At 73.6% G+C, this 15,609-nt stretch carries 14 protein-coding genes; 5 read left to right on the forward strand and 9 right to left on the reverse strand.

Translation table 11 applies throughout. The annotated features are described in order from the left end of the window. Positions 1-151: 151 nt before the first annotated feature. Positions 152-2,368, forward strand: a complete 2,217-nt coding sequence (locus AB0G13_RS08295; RefSeq protein WP_357870712.1) for a hypothetical protein — start codon at positions 152-154, stop codon at positions 2,366-2,368. 261 nt (positions 2,369-2,629) lie between these two features. After that, complete coding sequence (locus AB0G13_RS08300; protein ID WP_357870715.1) at positions 2,630-3,931, forward strand: AI-2E family transporter; 1,302 nt, start codon at positions 2,630-2,632, stop codon at positions 3,929-3,931. A 61-nt stretch (positions 3,932-3,992) separates the two neighbouring features. Here the strand turns inward: AB0G13_RS08300 and AB0G13_RS08305 are convergent, their stop codons facing one another. From AB0G13_RS08305 to AB0G13_RS08335, 7 genes are all read right to left on the reverse strand, one after another. Beyond that, the gene (locus tag AB0G13_RS08305) at positions 3,993-4,802 is read right to left on the reverse strand and encodes an alpha/beta hydrolase (RefSeq protein ID WP_357870718.1); all 810 of its coding nucleotides are present in this window, start codon (positions 4,800-4,802) and stop codon (positions 3,993-3,995) included. A gap of 66 nt (positions 4,803-4,868) precedes the next feature. Next, on the reverse strand, positions 4,869-5,195 hold the full coding sequence (locus AB0G13_RS08310) for a hypothetical protein (RefSeq protein ID WP_357870721.1): 327 nt from the start codon (positions 5,193-5,195) through the stop codon (positions 4,869-4,871). 66 nt (positions 5,196-5,261) lie between these two features. Continuing rightward, the gene (locus AB0G13_RS08315; RefSeq protein ID WP_357870724.1) at positions 5,262-6,314 is read right to left on the reverse strand and encodes a hypothetical protein; all 1,053 of its coding nucleotides are present in this window, start codon (positions 6,312-6,314) and stop codon (positions 5,262-5,264) included. Continuing rightward, the gene (locus AB0G13_RS08320) at positions 6,311-6,805 is read right to left on the reverse strand and encodes a SigE family RNA polymerase sigma factor (protein WP_357870727.1); all 495 of its coding nucleotides are present in this window, start codon (positions 6,803-6,805) and stop codon (positions 6,311-6,313) included. Before AB0G13_RS08320 ends, AB0G13_RS08315 begins: the two co-directional genes overlap by 4 nt. A 40-nt stretch (positions 6,806-6,845) precedes the next feature. Continuing rightward, positions 6,846-8,636 (reverse strand): 3-hydroxybutyryl-CoA dehydrogenase, encoded by a 1,791-nt coding sequence (locus AB0G13_RS08325; RefSeq protein WP_357870730.1) that lies wholly within the window; start codon positions 8,634-8,636, stop codon positions 6,846-6,848. Between the two features lie 237 nt (positions 8,637-8,873). Further along, entirely contained in the window at positions 8,874-9,932 is a 1,059-nt protein-coding gene (locus AB0G13_RS08330; RefSeq protein ID WP_357870733.1) for an alpha/beta hydrolase, read from the reverse strand. Positions 9,933-10,031: 99 nt separating this feature from the next. Continuing rightward, the gene (locus tag AB0G13_RS08335) at positions 10,032-10,484 is read right to left on the reverse strand and encodes an FHA domain-containing protein (protein WP_357870736.1); all 453 of its coding nucleotides are present in this window, start codon (positions 10,482-10,484) and stop codon (positions 10,032-10,034) included. A gap of 263 nt (positions 10,485-10,747) precedes the next feature. On the opposite strand from AB0G13_RS08335, the gene AB0G13_RS08340 reads away from it, so the two are divergent. Together AB0G13_RS08340 and AB0G13_RS08345 are read left to right on the forward strand one after the other, a co-directional pair. Continuing rightward, positions 10,748-12,244, forward strand: coding sequence for an aldehyde dehydrogenase family protein (locus AB0G13_RS08340; RefSeq protein ID WP_357870739.1), 1,497 nt, complete (start codon positions 10,748-10,750; stop codon positions 12,242-12,244). Positions 12,245-12,312: 68 nt separating this feature from the next. Continuing rightward, a complete protein-coding gene (locus tag AB0G13_RS08345) occupies positions 12,313-12,990 on the forward strand; it encodes a class I SAM-dependent methyltransferase (protein WP_357870742.1) in 678 nt (225 codons plus the stop codon). A gap of 58 nt (positions 12,991-13,048) precedes the next feature. On the opposite strand, the gene nucS is transcribed toward AB0G13_RS08345, so the two are convergent. Continuing rightward, positions 13,049-13,708 (reverse strand): endonuclease NucS, encoded by a 660-nt coding sequence (gene nucS, locus AB0G13_RS08350; protein ID WP_121399575.1) that lies wholly within the window; start codon positions 13,706-13,708, stop codon positions 13,049-13,051. A gap of 71 nt (positions 13,709-13,779) precedes the next feature. Here nucS and AB0G13_RS08355 point away from each other — a divergent pair, with 71 nt between their 5' ends. Further along, positions 13,780-14,397 carry a DUF4126 domain-containing protein gene (locus tag AB0G13_RS08355; RefSeq protein ID WP_357870746.1) on the forward strand — a complete coding sequence of 206 codons (618 nt, stop codon included), beginning with the start codon at positions 13,780-13,782 and terminating at the stop codon, positions 14,395-14,397. Positions 14,398-14,471: 74 nt separating this feature from the next. Here AB0G13_RS08355 and AB0G13_RS08360 read toward each other — a convergent pair whose 3' ends face one another. Next, positions 14,472-15,059, reverse strand: a complete 588-nt coding sequence (locus AB0G13_RS08360; RefSeq protein ID WP_357870749.1) for a hypothetical protein — start codon at positions 15,057-15,059, stop codon at positions 14,472-14,474. Between the last annotated feature and the right edge of the window lie 550 nt (positions 15,060-15,609).

The raw sequence follows: 15,609 nt of genomic DNA on the forward strand, positions 1-15,609 counted from the left end.
CGGCGCGGGGTGACACCGGGTGACCGGTGCGCCCCGCGCCGTATGCGTTTGCCCGCCTCGCGAATTGCCCGGGCGTGTCGGCAGTGAAGTAGGTCCTATCCGGGGCGTCCGTATCGCCCCAGCCGGACTGGTCGCGTGTGAGGATGGGGGCATGTCGCACGGCGAGGAACTGTTCGCTCTCGGCGGGGACGTGACCACGGAGCCCAGCTTCGAGTCCGCTCTGCGGGGGTACGAGAAACGACAGGTCGACCGGTACGTCGCTCGCGCGGAGCACGAGATCGCGGCCCTGGCGGCCGAGCGGGAACAGGCCTACACACAGATCCACAAGCTGGCCGGCCAGGTCGAGGTGCTCCAGCGGGACCTCGCCCAGGCGCGCAAGTCGTCCGGGGCACTCGAGAGCGTCTCCTACCGGCACCTCGGCCCACGGGTGGAGCAGATCCTCACGCTCGCCGAGGAGCAGGCCGACGCGATCCTGGCTTCCGCCAACGAGGAGATCGAGGCGCGTCGCGCCGCGGCCGAACACATCGTCGAGGAGGCCCGCGAGCAGGCCGCCACCGCCCTCAAGGACTTCGAGATCGCGCTGGCCGCCCGCCGGACGGAAGAGGAACGGCACACCGCGGCGCGCATGGCCGAGGCGGACGCCGCCGTCAGGACGGCCAAGGAAGAGGCCGCCCGGCTCCGCAAGGCCGCCCAGGAGGCGCTGGCGAAGGCCCAGCAGGAGGCCACCCAGCTGCGGGACACGGCCAAGGAGATCCACCACCGGGCCCAGCAGGAGGCGACCAAGCTGCGCGAGGCCGCCAAGGAGGTGCACGCCAAGGCCCAGCAGGAGGCCACCCAGCTGCGCGAGGCCGCCAAGGAGGTGCACGCCAAGGCGCAGCAGGAATCCAAGCGCCTGGTCGACCAGGCCACCGAGGCGGGCCGGGCCACCCACGCCAAGGCGCAGCGGGACGCCAAGCAGATCATCGACGACGCCGCCGACGCCGGCCGGGCCGCCCGGGAGAAGGCCCACCAGGAGGCGGAGCGGCTCACCACCCAGGCGGCCGAGACGGCCAAGCGCAACCGCGCCGAGACCGAGGCGTACGTGCAGCGGATGCGCACCGAGACCGAGGCGTACGTGCAGCACGCCCGGGCCCAGACGCAGCAGGAGCTGGGTGCCTGGCGGGCCGGGGTGGAGCAGGAGGTCAACAGCCGGCGCGAGGCCGCGGACCGCGAGGTGACCGAGCGCCGCGCGGCGGCCGAGCAGGAGTTCACCAAGCGCCGCGACGAGCTGGAGAAGCAGTACAAGACCCGCCTCGCCGAGCTGGAGAAGCAGCACACGAGCCGGCACGACGAGCTGGAGTCCGGGTTCGCGGCGCGCCGCGCCACGCTGGAGGCGGAGTACACCGCCCGGAAGAACGAGATCGAGCAGAGTGCCGCCGCCGTCCGCCAGGCCGCCGAGCAGGACGCGCTGACGATGCGCCGGCAGGTTGAGGAGGAGGCCGGGGCGCTGCTCAGCCGGGCCGAGACCGAGGCGGCCGACAAGCGCCGCAAGGCCGACGAGCACGTGGCGACGTCGCGCCGGCAGTTCGAGGAGTACGCGGCCACGACGCAGCAGCACCTGGCCACCACCCAGCAGCACCTCGCCGCCACGCAGCAGGAGGCCGCCGCCGGCCGTCAGCAGCTCGCCCAGGTGATGCTGGAGATCGCCCAGGCCCAGCAGCAGCTGGCCGACCTGCGGCAGGAGACCTGGAAGTCCCGGCAGGAGTCCGACGAGCTCCAGCGACAGGTGGCGGAGCTGCGGTTGGGCCTGCTCACCGCGACCGGCCGGCCGGGAGGGACAGACGGCGCCGCCGCGGTGGCGGGCGGCAAGCCGACGCCGGCCACGGCGAACGGCGGGAAGCCCCGCCCCGACGCGGACGAGGCCCCGGCGGGCACGGGCACGACGGAGAAGTCGGGTGCGGACAAGGTCCCGGCCGGTGCGGGCACGGCGGAGAAGGCCCCGGCCGGTGCGGGCACCCCGGACAAGACCCCGGCGGGTGCGGGCGCGGCGACGGGCTCCGCGGCAGCCGCGGCGCCCTCCGGCGGAAAGCCCGCCGCCGGCAAGGTGGAGCCCGAGGACGCCGGGCAACCGGCCAAGGGCCGGATCGAGCCGGCCGACGCCGGGCAGCCGGCCAACGGCAAGGTCGCCACCGTGACCACCGTCGACGGGGGCACGGCCAGTGCCGGCGTGGACGGGGAGCCGACCGTGGCGGCGGTGCCCGGCGAGGGGGGCCGGGGCGCTACCCCGACGAAGATCACCAGCACCGGCGAGAACGGCAAGCGGCCGGCGAAGCCGACCACCGACGAGCGCAGCGCCAAGCCGAGCAAGGTCGTCGTCGAGAAGGACTGACCGGGAGCAGCCGGTCGGCCAACTGGCCGACCGGCGCCTCCGGACTGCGGGGAGCAGGCGTCTGCCGCCCCGTCACCGCTCGCTGCGCGGTGACGCGGGCCGGACCTGCCGCGCGACGTGCACCAGACGACCGCTCCCCACGTCCGTCCCGGTGGGCAGGTGCGTTTCGCCCGCACGGCCGTGCGGGGCGGACGGGCCGGGGCTGCGGCGTACGCTCCGGTGGAACCATGGCGCCGCGGCGGGAGTCGATCAGGAGGCCCGATGGCACACGACGGACCGGCGGCGTCGAGTGGCGACCGGGAGCCCGGAACCGCCTCCTCCGGAGCGGACGACCCGAACCGGCAGCCGCAGCAGGCCCCCGGGCACGCCGCCCGGCCGGAGCACGCCACCGGGCCCGGGCCGGCCACCGCGCCCGCAAGCGCCACCGGGCAGGCGACGAGGGCGGAGCGGGAGCGGGCCGAGGCTGCTCCCGGGGCGACGGCTGCGGCGGGCGACGAGCCGACGGCGAACGGGTCGAGCCGGTTCGGCACGCCGGGGTTGCCGTTGAAGCACAGCAGCTTCCTGGTCGGCTTCACCGGCGCGGCCGGGGTGCTGCTCGCGTACGCCTTCTATCTGGGCCTGCGCAACGCGGCCGGCATCCTGGTCCTGGTGCTCATCGCGCTCTTCCTCGCCATCGGCCTGCATCCCGCGGTGGTCCGGCTGCGGTCCTGGGGGCTGCCGCACGGGGCCGCCGTGGCGGTGGTCGCGCTGACGGTCGTGCTGCTCCTCTGCGGTGGGGTGTTCGCCCTGGTGCCGCCGATCGTGACGCAGACCGGGCAGTTCATCGACCAGTTGCCGAGCTACCTGGAGGCGTTGCGCCGCAACGAGACGGTCAACGACCTGGTGGAGCGGTACGACCTGATGGAGCGGGTGCAGAGCGCCGCGAACGCCGACACGGTCGGTCAGGCCCTCGGCGGGGTGCTCGGCGGCGCCCAGCTGGTCTTCGGCACGGTCTTCCGGGGGCTGACCGTGCTGGTGCTGACCATCTACTTCCTGGCCTACTTCGACCGGCTCCGCGACCTCGGCTACTCGCTGGTGCCCCGCTCGCGCCGGGAGCGGGTGCGGCTGATCGGGGACGAGATCCTGACCAAGGTGGGCGCGTACATGGTCGGCGCGCTCAGCATCGCGGTGCTGGCCGGGGCGTCCACGTACGTCTTCGCGCTGATCGTCGGGCTGCCGTACCCGTTCGCGCTGGCCGTGGTGGTCGCGGTGACGGACCTGATCCCGCAGATCGGCGCGACCCTGGGCGCGGTGATCGTCAGCCTGGTCGGGTTCGCCACGGACCTGCCGGTCGGCGTCGCCTGCGCGGTGTTCTTCCTGATCTACCAGCAGGTGGAGAACTACCTGATCTATCCCAAGATCATGCGCCGGTCGGTGTCGGTCAACGAGGTCGCCGCCCTGGTGGCCGCCCTGCTCGGGGTCTCCCTGCTGGGGGTCGTGGGCGCGCTGATCGCGATCCCGGCGGTGGCCGCGCTCCAGCTCATCCTGCGGGAGGTGGTCCTGCCCCGGCAGGACTCCCGCTGACCCCGGCCGGCCCGGCCCGCGACGCCGGTCGACGACGGGAGCACGGCCGGCGGAGCGCGGATCAGCCGGCCTGGCCGGCGGACGGGCCCGGCACCGGGCGGTCCGCGAAGGAGGCCACCGTGCGGTCGGCGTACGCGCTGACGTCGCCGGTCTCCATCGGGCCGTCCCAGGTGGTCGGCAGCGGCACGGCGGCGGCCGGGTTGACCCGGCGGACCACCTCGTCCAGCACGGTCTCGGCGTCACCGACCCAGAGGTGCTTCGCGCCGGGCACCCCGATCACCTCGGCCTGCGGCACCGCCGCGAAGCGCTCCCGCGCCTCGTCGGGGCGCACGTGGTCGTCGAACTCGGGCACCACCGCGGTCAGGGGCTTGCCGGACGCGGCCCACTGGTCGAGGTCCGCCGGGGTGGAGTAGCGCAGCGGCGGGGAGAGCAGGATCGCGCCGGTGACCGCCGGGTCGCAGCCGTACTTCAGGATCAGGTCGGTGCCGAACGACCAGCCGAGCAGCCAGATCTCCGGCAGCTCGTGGAACTCGGCGTACTCGATGGCGGCGGCGACGTCGAAGCGCTCGCCGACCGCGTTGTCGAAGGCCCCCTCGCTGGTGCCGCGCAGGCTGCTGGTCCCCCGGGTGTTGAAGCGCAGCACCGCCAGGTCGGCCAGGGCCGGCAGCCGCCACGCCGCCTTGCGGAGCACGTGGCTGTCCATCATCCCGCCGTGCGTCGGCAGCGGGTGCAGGCAGACGAGGGTGCCCACCGGCTCACGGTCCAGCGGCCGGGCCAGCTCGCCGACCAGCCGCAGACCGTCCGCGGTGTGCAGCTCGATGTCCTCGCGGTGCCCGGGCAGGATGGAGGACGCGCGAATCGGTGTGCTCACCCGTCCAGTCTCGCGGGTGCGGCCGGGAACCGCCGGGCGGGGCGGAAACAGCGTGATCCAGATCGCTCAGCCGTACCGGGGAGCACCACGGCCACGCTGGACGGCCGGCCCGCGCCGGTCCCGGGCCCGCCAGCACCCGCTGTGCCAGTGCCGCCGGTCGGTCAGGTCGCCCCGCCCGTCCGCCGGCCACGCCACCAGGTGCGCCACCCCGGGCCGGATCTCCTGGTCGCAGCCCGGACAGCGGTACGTCTTGGTGGAGGCGCCGCCGCTGATCCCGCGTACCTGCCAGTCGCCGTCGCGCCACTGCTGCACCGAGGCGACGCCCTGGCGGACCCGGTCGGAGTCGAGGTGCGCGGCGTCATCGCGGCGGGGTCGGTTGCGACGGGGGCTCACGCTTGCCAAGCGTACGGCCCGACGGCGGGGCCGACCCGGGGCGGGCGACCCGGCCCCGCCCGCCGGTCAGTCCCAGGTCCCCGGGTCGGCGGGGTCGACGGCCACCTGCGCACCACCCAGCACGACGGCCGCGTCCGCCTCGGTGAAGCCGTGACTCGGCCAACCGAACCGGGCCGTCAGGTGCGCCTTCGGGAAGCCGAGCAGCTCCAGTTGGTCCCCCTTCGGGTAGAGGTAGGCCGCCCGGCCGCCGATCGTCCGATTTCCCTCGGCGCGGCTGCCGGCCATCTCGCTGTAGTACTCGAACCGCACCTGCATCCAGCGCTCTCCGGGTCGGTTGACACGCAGCAGGACGTCGAGTGAGTCCGGGAAGCCGATCGCGTTCACCTCACAGCCGGCGAGCCAGGCGTCGGGCGGCAGCACGCCCAGCCGCAGCGGGGACGCGCACCGGTGCACCGCGTCGAGTCGCAGCGCCGACCGCGCTGTACGCAGCACCGAGTCGTCGTCGGCCACGGTGTACACCCGGGCGTAGAGCCCGGGGACCGGCTGCCAGCGCAGGAACCACCCGGGCTGCGCGCCGGGCCCGGGCGAGGGCACCCGCCGCACCTGGCCGTCGAAGGCGTCGGCGCCCGCCGGCGCGTCCGGATAGGTCATCCCCTCGTGGCGCAGCTCCTCCACCGCGGCGGCGGTCCGGGCGAGGTCGAACGCGACCTGTCGGCCACCGCCGAAGTCGAGGCGGGCGCCTTCCGCCCCGGCGACGGACTGCCAGGTGAGCCAGCGGGCCCGCGCCGGGTCGACGGTGAAGTGCAGCAGGTGCGGGTCGCTGCCGACCAGGTCGGGCCGGGCGGCGGCGCCGGGCACCCCGTGCACCGGTGCCGGTGCGGCGACGGTGACCGCCGGCCCGGCGCCCGGCCACCGTGCTCCGGGCGCCGGCCCGAGAGCGCCGACAGCGGCGAACCCGAGCAGGGCCACCACCGCGAGCGCGCCGCCTGCGCCGATCCGGCGGCGACGGCGACGGGCCCGCCCCCGGGCCAGCGCCCGCGCGGTCAGCCGGTCGGTGTCGACCGTTCCCTCGGCACGCTCGCGCAGCGCCCGTACGATCTGCTGGTCGAGGTCGGTCACGGTCGGCTCCCGTTGGTCGTCGGGACGCCGCAGCGCTCCCGGAGGTGGGTGAGCGCCCGCATGGCATGGGTGCGGACGGTGACCGGCGAGCAGCCGAGGACCTGGGCGATGGTCGCGTCGTCGAGGTCCTCGTAGTAGCGCAGCACGAGCACCGCCCGCTGGCGGCCCGGCAGCGCGAGGATGAGCCGCCACATCGCGTCCCGGTCGGCCGTCTCGCCGCCCAGGTCGCCGTGCTGCGGTCGTTCCGCGAAGTCGGCGGTGGCCAGTTCCCGGTTCGCGCGCCGGCGCCACCAGGAGTTGTTGGCGTTGACCAGCATCCGGCGCACGTACACGTCCGGCCGGTCCACCCGCGCGATCCGCCGCCAGTGCACGTACGCGCGGGCCAGGACGTCCTGGGTGAGGTCCTCGGCCCGGTGCTCGTCCCCGGTCAGCAGCCGGGCCAGCCGGATCAGGGCGGGGCCCCGGGTGCTGACGTACTCCTCGAAGGTCACACCATCCAGACGCCGTCACCGGCCCGCGGTGTTGACCCGCTCAGCGACGGGTGTGGTCGCGGAAGCCGCGGCCGCTCTTGCGGCCCAGATAGCCGGCCGTGACCAGGTGCTCCAGCAGCGGCGCGGGCGCGAAGCCCGGCTCGCGCAGCTCCAGGTAGAGCTCCCGCTGGATGGCCAGCGAGACGTCCAGGCCGACCACGTCGAGCAGCTCGAACGGGCCCATCGGGTAGCCGCAGCCCAGCTTCATCGCGTGGTCGATGTCGTCGGCGGTGGAGTAGCTCGCCTCCAGCATCTTCACCGCGTCGTTGAGGTACGGGAAGAGCAGCGCGTTGACGATGAAGCCGGACCGGTCACCGCAGACCACGCCCGTCTTGCCCAGCGCGGCGCAGACCGCGCGGGCGGTGGCGGTGGTCTCCGCCGAGGTGCGGATGGTCTCCACGATCTCGACCAGCGGCATGAGCGGAGCCGGGTTGAAGAAGTGCAGCCCGACCACGTCGGCGGGCCGCTGGGTGGCCATCGCGACGTCGATCACCGGCAGCGAGGAGGTGGTGGTGGCGAACACGACGCCCGGCTTGCAGATCTCGTCGAGGCTGGCGAAGAGGGCCTTCTTGACGCTCAGCTCCTCGACCACGGCCTCGACGACGAGGTCGACGTCGGCGAGGTGGTCCAGGGTGGCCGACCAGTTGATCCGGCCGAGCGCGGCGTCCCGGTCGGCCTCGCTGAGCTTGCCGCGCACCACGCCCTTGTTGAGCGAGGTCTTGACCGCCTCGAAGACCTTGGCGGACTTCTCCGCGCCCCGGGTCACCGAGACGACCTCGTAGCCGGCCTTCGCGAAGACCTCGATGATGCCGGTGGCCATCGTCCCGGAGCCGACGACGCCGACCTTCGCGAGGGCGCGGTCGCCGTCGGCGAGCGCGGCCTCCGTCGCCACCGGCGTCTGCTCGTCGGGTACGACGACCGGGGAGCCCGGCCGCTCGTAGGTGTAGAAGCCCCGGCCGGACTTGCGCCCGAGGAGCCCGGCGGTGACCATCTGCTTGATCAGCGGCACCGGGGCGTGCCGGCGGTCCCGCCCGCCGCGCCGGTACATGGTGTCGAGGATCTCGTACGCGGTGTCCAGGCCGATCAGGTCCATCAGCGCCAGCGGGCCCATCGGCAGGCCGCAGCCGAGCTTCATGGCCGCGTCGATGTCCTCGCGGGTGGCGTAGTGCGACTCGAACATCCCGACGGCGTGGTTGAGGTAGCCGAAGAGCAGCGCGTTGGCGATGAAGCCGGCCCGGTCGCTGATGGTGACGTCGACCTTGCCGAGCCGCTTGCAGAGCGCCTCCACGTCGGCGACCACGTCGGTGGAGGTGACCACCGTCCGGACCACCTCGACCAGCTTCATCACCGGGGCCGGGTTGAAGAAGTGGATACCGATCACCTGGTTGGGCCGGCTGGTGGCGACGGAGATCTCGGTGACGCTCAGCGACGAGGTGTTGGTGGCCAGGATCGCCCCGGGCTTGCAGACCCGGTCCAGCTCGGCGAAGATCCGCTGCTTCAGGTCCAGGTGCTCGGGCACCGCCTCGATGACCAGGTCCACCGAGTGCAGCGCGTCCAGGCCGACGGCGAACCGCACGCGGCTCAGCAGCGCGTCCCGGTCGGCCTCGGCGAGCTTGCCCTTGGCCACGGCCCGGTCCGTCGACCCGGTGAGGATGGCCCGGCCGCGTTCCAGCGCGTCCTCGGAGACCTCCACCGCGACGACGTCGACCCCGTTACGCGCGAATACCTCGACGATGCCGGCACCCATGGTGCCCAGACCCACAACGCCCACGCTGGTGAAATCGCGCGCCACGACCAGCCTCCTCAAAACTCCGCACGGCCGAGTGAACGACCATTAAGGTTATGCGCGCGAGTCTGCCACGTGACGCTGAGTTGTCGAGGCGCCGTGGGAAAATTCACGAGCCCAGCGGGGCTGCGCGACCGTCCGGGCGGGTGCCGGGCGGACGGCTGCGGGGCCGGTCGTTAGGCCCGGTCGGCCGGCCCGGTCCCGCCGGTGGGCCGGCGTCCGACCGCCCGTCACCCGTCGCGATCAGCCGGCCTCGTCGGTCAGCCTCAGCAGCTCGGCGACGAACTCGGCCGGCCGCTCCAGGTGCGGGCTGTGTCCGCAGCCGGGCAGCAGCACCTCGCGGTACGTCCCGCCGGCCGCCGCGTACCGCTCCAGCACCGCCCGGGTCTGCCCCACCATCGGCTGCGCCGGGCAGGCCGCCGCCCCCGGCCAGCCGGGCAGCACGCCCAGCGAGCCCAGGTGGGCCAGGTCCATCATCGCGGTGTCCGAGACGATCACGTCGGCGTCGCCGTGGATCCAGGTGACGGGCCGCTTGCCGGTCACGGCGACCAGTTCGTCGGCGACCCGGAAGTACGCCGGGGAGAGGGCGTTGAGCACGCCACGCCGTCCCGGTGCGGTGCCGGGCCAGTTCGCCGAGGCCACCGCCGTACCGGGGTAGTTGTCGTCGCCGGTCGCGGTGGAGAGGAGGCTGTCCAGCAGCAGTTCCTCGTCGTCGCCGAGCGAGGCCGGGTCCGCCACGTAGGTGGCCCGCAGCACGGCGCGCGGGCTGGTCTGGCTGTCCATGCCCCGGTCGCCCGCGGCCAGCCGCTTGACGAAGTCCCGGTTGGCGGTGCCGCCGCCGGTGCCGGCGAAGTCGGGGGTGGTCGGCGTCCCCGTCAGGTCCCGGGTGCCGCCGTAGCCGTATGGCGAGACCGGCGCGGCGAGCAGCAGCGCGCCCACCCGGTCGGGATGGTCGACGAGCAGTCGCATGGCCACCCCGCCGCCGAGCGAGTGGCCGACCACCACCGGCCGGACGCCGGGCGCGAAGAGGGACGGCTCGTCGAGCAGCGCGGCGACGTCGTCGGCGAAGTCACCCAGCCCCCGGGTCGCGTCGACCGGGGCGGTGTCGGTCAGCCCGTAGCCGCGCAGGTCGGGCGCGACCACGCGGAGGGTGGCCGGCAGCCGCCGCACCAACGGCTCCCAGAAGGCCGCCGACGAGCAGTTGCCGTGGACGAGCAGTACGGGAACGCCGTCCGACGGCCCGGCCACCCGTACCGCCTGGGTGATTCCGTTCGCCGACACCAGCCGCTGTCCGGTCTCCATCCGGCGGATGCTGCCACGGCCGCGCCGGACGCGTCCATGGGCCGGCCCGCCACCTTCCACCACCGGGAGGTGTGCGCCGACATCCGCCGTCGGCCCCGGTCAGGACGGGGCGGACAGCACCGCCGCAACCGCCACCGGCGGCACCGGTGCGGCCGGGGACGCGATCGGCAACGGCAGGGTCGGCCGGCGGTCCCGGCGCGGCCCGCCGAAGCTGAACCCCACCGGGTCGGTCCGCGCCACGCCCGGGTCGAAGACGCGCAGCTCGGTGCGGCCGAGCCGGATCACGTCCCCGTCGGCCAGCCGCTCCACGCCGGTGATCCGCCGGTCGTTCAGCCAGGTGCCGTTGGTCGAGCCGAGATCCGCCAGGGCCGCCCCCTCGCCCGTCAGCCAGACCTCGGCGTGCCGGCGGCTCAGGTGGGCGTCGTGCACGACGATGTCGGCGGTCGGCGCCCGGCCGATGACCTGCCGCTGCGGGCCCACCCGGAAGCTCAGCCCCCGCATCGCCCCACCGGCCACCGTCAACAACGGTCTCAGTTCCGGATGTTCCTCCACGGAAGATCAGCCTCCACCCCGCACGGTCACCCCGCGCGTCAGCCTGCCATCACACGGTAGTCGCCCTCCACCGCCGCGTGGTCACCTCCGCGCCCCCGGCCGGACACCTCGCGTTCGGCGGTTCGGCGCGCATCGGCCGAAGAATCATCACAAGTCCGGGCGACGGGCGTCCACCCCGTCCCGGCGTCGCGCGGCCGGTCCGGCGGACGGGACCGGCCGCCGCAGCCCTACCGGCGAGTAATCCCCGGGTCTAGACTTCCGTCATGACGGCTGTGCATGCCCCGGGTACCCCCGTGATCGAGGACGGTCGGCTGATCTCGACGAGCCCGGCCACCGGGGCGGAGGCCGGACGCCTGCCGGTCGCCACCGCCGAGGACGTCGGACGGGCCGTCGACCGGGCCCGCGCGGCCGGCGAGTGGTGGGCCGGGCTCGGCTTCGACGGGCGCCGGGCGCGGCTGCTGCGCTGGCGCGGCCTCCTCGCCCGGCGGATCGAGGAGATCGCCGAGCTGATGCACGCCGAGGGCGGCAAGCCGGTCGCCGACGCCGTCGTCGAGGTCGCCTCCGCCGTCGAGCACGTCGACTGGGCGGCCCGCAACGCCCACCGGGTGCTGGGCCCCCGCCGGGTCCGCTCGCGGCTCGTCCTGGCCGAGTTCTCCGCCCACCTCGAATACCAGCCGTACGGCGTCGTCGGCGTGATCGGCCCGTGGAACTACCCCGTCTTCACCCCGATCGGCTCCGCCGCGTACGCGCTGGCGGCGGGGAACGCGGTGGTGCTGAAGCCCAGCGAGTACACCCCCGCCGTCGGGCAGTGGCTGGTCGACACGTTCGCCGAGGTGGTGCCGGAGCGGCCGGTGTTCACCGCCGTGCACGGGCTCGGCGACGTCGGGGCGGCGCTCTGCCGCTCCGGAGTGGACAAGGTGGCCTTCACCGGCTCGTCGGCCACCGCCCGGAAGGTGATGGCAGCCTGCGCCGAGTCGCTGACGCCGGTGCTGCTGGAGGCGGGCGGCAAGGACGCGATGATCGTCGACGCCGACGCCGACCTGGACGCCGCCGCCGAGGCGTGCGTCTGGGGCGCGCTGACCAACGCCGGCCAGACCTGCATCGGCATCGAGCGCGTCTACGCGGTCGAGCCGGTCTTCGACGCCTTCGTCGGCAAGGTGGTCGAACGGGCCGGCCGGTTGACCGTCGGCCCGGACGACGCGGACATCGGGCCGATCACCATGCCGAGCCAGATCGACGTGATCCGCCGGCACATCGACGACGCGCTGTCCCGGGGCGGCCGGGCGGTGCTCGGTGGCGCCGACGCGGTGCAGCCGCCGTACGTGCGGCCGACCGTGCTGGTGGACGTCCCGGAGGACTCCGCCGCCGTACGCGAGGAGACGTTCGGTCCGACCCTGACCATCAACCGGGTCCGCGACGCCGACGAGGCCGTCGCCCGCGCCAACGCCCTGTCGTACGGCCTGGGGGGCTCGGTCTTCGGCCGGCGGCACGCGGTGGCGATCGCCCGGCGGCTGCGCTCGGGCATGGCGTCGGTGAACTCGGCGCTGACCTTCGCCGGGATGTCCACGCTGCCGTTCGGCGGCGTCGGCGACTCCGGCTTCGGGCGCATCCACGGCGAGGACGGGCTGCGCGAGTTCAGCCGCGCCAAGGCCATCACCCGGCGACGGGCCCGGTCGCTGCTGCCCTCGACGACCTTCGATCGGACCCCGGCCGACGTCGCCCGGCTCGTGAAGGCCATCAAGGTCATGTACGGCCGGTGACTGTCGGATAACCGATCATGAACATCCTCGCGTGTGTCCAACGTGATGGGAGCGGTACATTGCGTTAAATGCGCCCCCATCGATTGCGCTTCCACCTCGTCGACAGTGACCGGTCGTGGAGTGCCCGGCAGCGGCGTCGCCGCGCCGACTGGCTGGCCCAGACCTTCCCTGACCTGGAGAAGATGCACGTCATCGACCTGGGCGGCCGGCTCGGCACCTGGACCCGCGCCGACGTGCGGCCGGCGCACGTGCACGTGGTCAACCTGGAGCGGCCGCCCGCGGACGTCCCGGAGTGGGCGGAGGTCGACCGGGCCGACGCCTGCGACCTGCCGGCCCGGATCACCTCGCGCCGCTACGACCTGGTCTTCTCCAACTCCGTGCTGGAGCACGTCGGCGGGCACGAGCGGCGGCTGCGCTTCGCCGACGCCGTGCGCGGTCTCGGCGACCGGCACTGGGTGCAGACGCCCTACCGCTACTTCCCCATCGAGCCGCACTGGATCGCGCCGGGGATGCAGTTCCTCCCCGTGCGGCTGCGCACCGCGCTCGCCCGCCGCTGGCCGCTCGGACACAAGCCGACCAGCACCCACGAGGCCGCCATCCACCAGGTGCTCTGGACGGAGCTGCTCGACCGCTCCCAGATGCGGCACTACTTCCCCGGCTCGCGGATCCTCGTCGAGCGGTTGGCCGGCCTGCCCAAGTCGCTGATCGCCGTCCGCGCGGACGGGCCCCCGTCCCCGCCCCGATGACGCCCCGGCGGCGGCTTCGGAGTCGCCCCCGCCCGACAGCCCCCGGGCGGGCGGACCGTCAGAACAGGGTGAGCTCGTCGCGCTCGATGCCGCGCAGCTTGTCGTAGTTCACGACCACGCAGCGGATGCCCCGGTCCGTGGCGAGCACCCGGGCCTGCGGCTTGATCTCCTGCGCGGCGAAGACCCCGGCGACCGGGGCGAGCAGCGGGTCGCGGTTGAGCAGTTCCAGGTACCGGGTCAGCTGCTCCACGCCGTCGATCTCGCCCCGGCGCTTCACCTCGACGGCGACGGTGCCGGACGCGGCGTCGCGGCAGAGCAGGTCGACCGGGCCGATGGCCGTCATGTACTCCCGGCGGATCAGCGTGAACCCCTCACCGAGGGTCTCCGGGTTGGCCGCCAGCAGCTCCTGGAGGTGCGCCTCCACGCCGTCCTTGCGCAGGCCCGGATCGACCCCCAGCTCGTACGAGGTGTCCTGGAAGATCTCCTCCAGGGTGATCCGCAGCTCCTCGCCCGCCTTGTTGACGACCCGCCAGACGCCGGGGGCCTCCTCCAACCGGCAGGGCGGGCTCATCCAGTTCAACGGCTTGTACGCCCGGTCGTCGGCGTGGATCGACACCGACCCGTCCGCCTTCACCATGAGCAACCGGGTGGCCGGCGGCAGGTGGGCCGAGAGCCGTCCGACGTAGTCCACCGAGCACTTCGCAATGACCAACCGCACCCGACGAGGGTAGCCGAGACCCCGGCCCGCGCCACCGAGCGGCACTGGCGTGCCGGTGCGATGCTGAGACGGTGCTCGAAGTTCTCACCGGTACAGGTCTCGCCGCCTCGGCGGGGCTGAACGCATACATCCCCCTGCTCACCATGGGCCTCCTGGCCCGCTACACCACCCTGATCGACCTGCCCGGCGGATGGCAGTGGCTGAGCAACGGCTGGGTGATCGCGATCCTGGCGGTGCTGCTGGTCATCGAGGTGGTCGCCGACAAGGTCCCGGTGGTCGACCACGTCAACGACGTCGTGCAGACCGTGGTCCGCCCGACCGCCGGCGGCCTGGCGTTCGGGGCGGGCTCGTCGTCGGAGACGGTGACGGTGAGCGACCCGGGCAGCTTCTTCTCGTCCAGCCAGTGGGTCCCGGTGGTGACCGGGGTGCTGATCGCCCTCGGCGTGCACCTGCTGAAGTCCGCCGCCCGACCGGTCATCAACGCGACCACGGCCGGCGTCGGCGCGCCGGTGGCCAGCACCGCCGAGGACGCCACCAGCGTCGTCATGTCGGTGGTGGCGATCATCCTGCCGGTGCTGGTGCTGGCGTTCCTGCTCGGGCTGGTCGTCTTCTTCTTCTGGTTCCGGCGCCGCCGCTCCGACCGCCGCCGGGAGCGTGAGGCGGCGCGGGCCGCCGGCTTCCGCGTCTGACTGACCGCACCGGACATGCGTCTGGCCGGCACCCCGGGTGGGGTGCCGGCCAGCGGCGTCATTTCCCTGCTGGGTCAGCTGTTCCAGTGTTCGGCGACGAGGTCGGCGGCCTGCTGCTCCCACTGGGCGTAGTGGTCGGGGTATGCCGACACCTGCACGGTCTGGGCGGCCTCGGTCAGCGGCATGTCCTGCCACCCGTCGACCTGCTTGAGGGCCTTGAGGAACGCCGTGGTCGAGTACTCGGGGTCGGTGATCTGCTCGACGGTGCCCCAACCCGAGGTCGGACGCTGCTGGAACAGGCCCTGCGAGTCGTGGTCGTTGCGCTCACCCAGGTGACCCAGGTTCTCCAACTTCGACTCCTGCAACGCGGTCGCGATCGACACCACGGCGGCCCGCTCGTCCATGCCGGCCTTCTTCGTCGCCGCGATGATCGCCTTGACGTTGCCGACCTGCTCGTCGGACAGCTCGATACGCGACTGCGCACCCTGCACACCATGCGGCACCAGCGTGCCCATGTCCGGCTTGTCGGCCTGCACCGCCACCGCCACCGGCATCGACTCCACCGACGGGGTCGCGTGGGCGGTCGCGGGACCGGCGAACACACCACCGGCAAACGCCAGACCAGCAACACCAAGAACGCTCTTACGCAGAATCGTGTTCATCACAGAGGCTCCATTCGGGGGGGGTCGGCACCCACAGCGAAGGGGGATTCGGCTGTGCGGGTGCAAGCACCGTCCGGCGCTCAACAAGCTCAGGGGAGTTCTCCGGCGTCTCGCCGAAGGAAAGACAGCTCGGCCGTGTCGGCCGGGGGGATCAGATTGGCCGTGTCGGCCGGGAGGATCCGGGCTGCTCGCGGGGCGGGGGATGCCCTCACGTCGGCCGGACCATGTGTAACGACCGCCGGCCCGCCATCATTCCGGGCCCCACCATCCGTGCGGCGGCGCGGTCCTGCTCGGTCGTACGCAGGGTGTAACGACCCCGCCCCGGCCACGATTCCGCCCCCACGATGCCCCCGGCCACACCCCCGAACCGGACACCCGCCCCCGATCGGGGATCCCATGACGCCCGCCGCCCGGCGATGCCGCACCCGACACCCATGACGCAACCGGACACCAGACGGCTCGCCGGCTGGACGGTCGGGATCTTGGTACGAAAGGGCCCGTGACGGGGCGGTTTCGTACCAGGAGCCACCGGTGCCGCCGAGCGGCACTC

Origin of the sequence: Micromonospora sp. NPDC023633 (assembly GCF_040640035.1) — a bacterium.
Taxonomy (GTDB): domain Bacteria; phylum Actinomycetota; class Actinomycetes; order Mycobacteriales; family Micromonosporaceae; genus Micromonospora.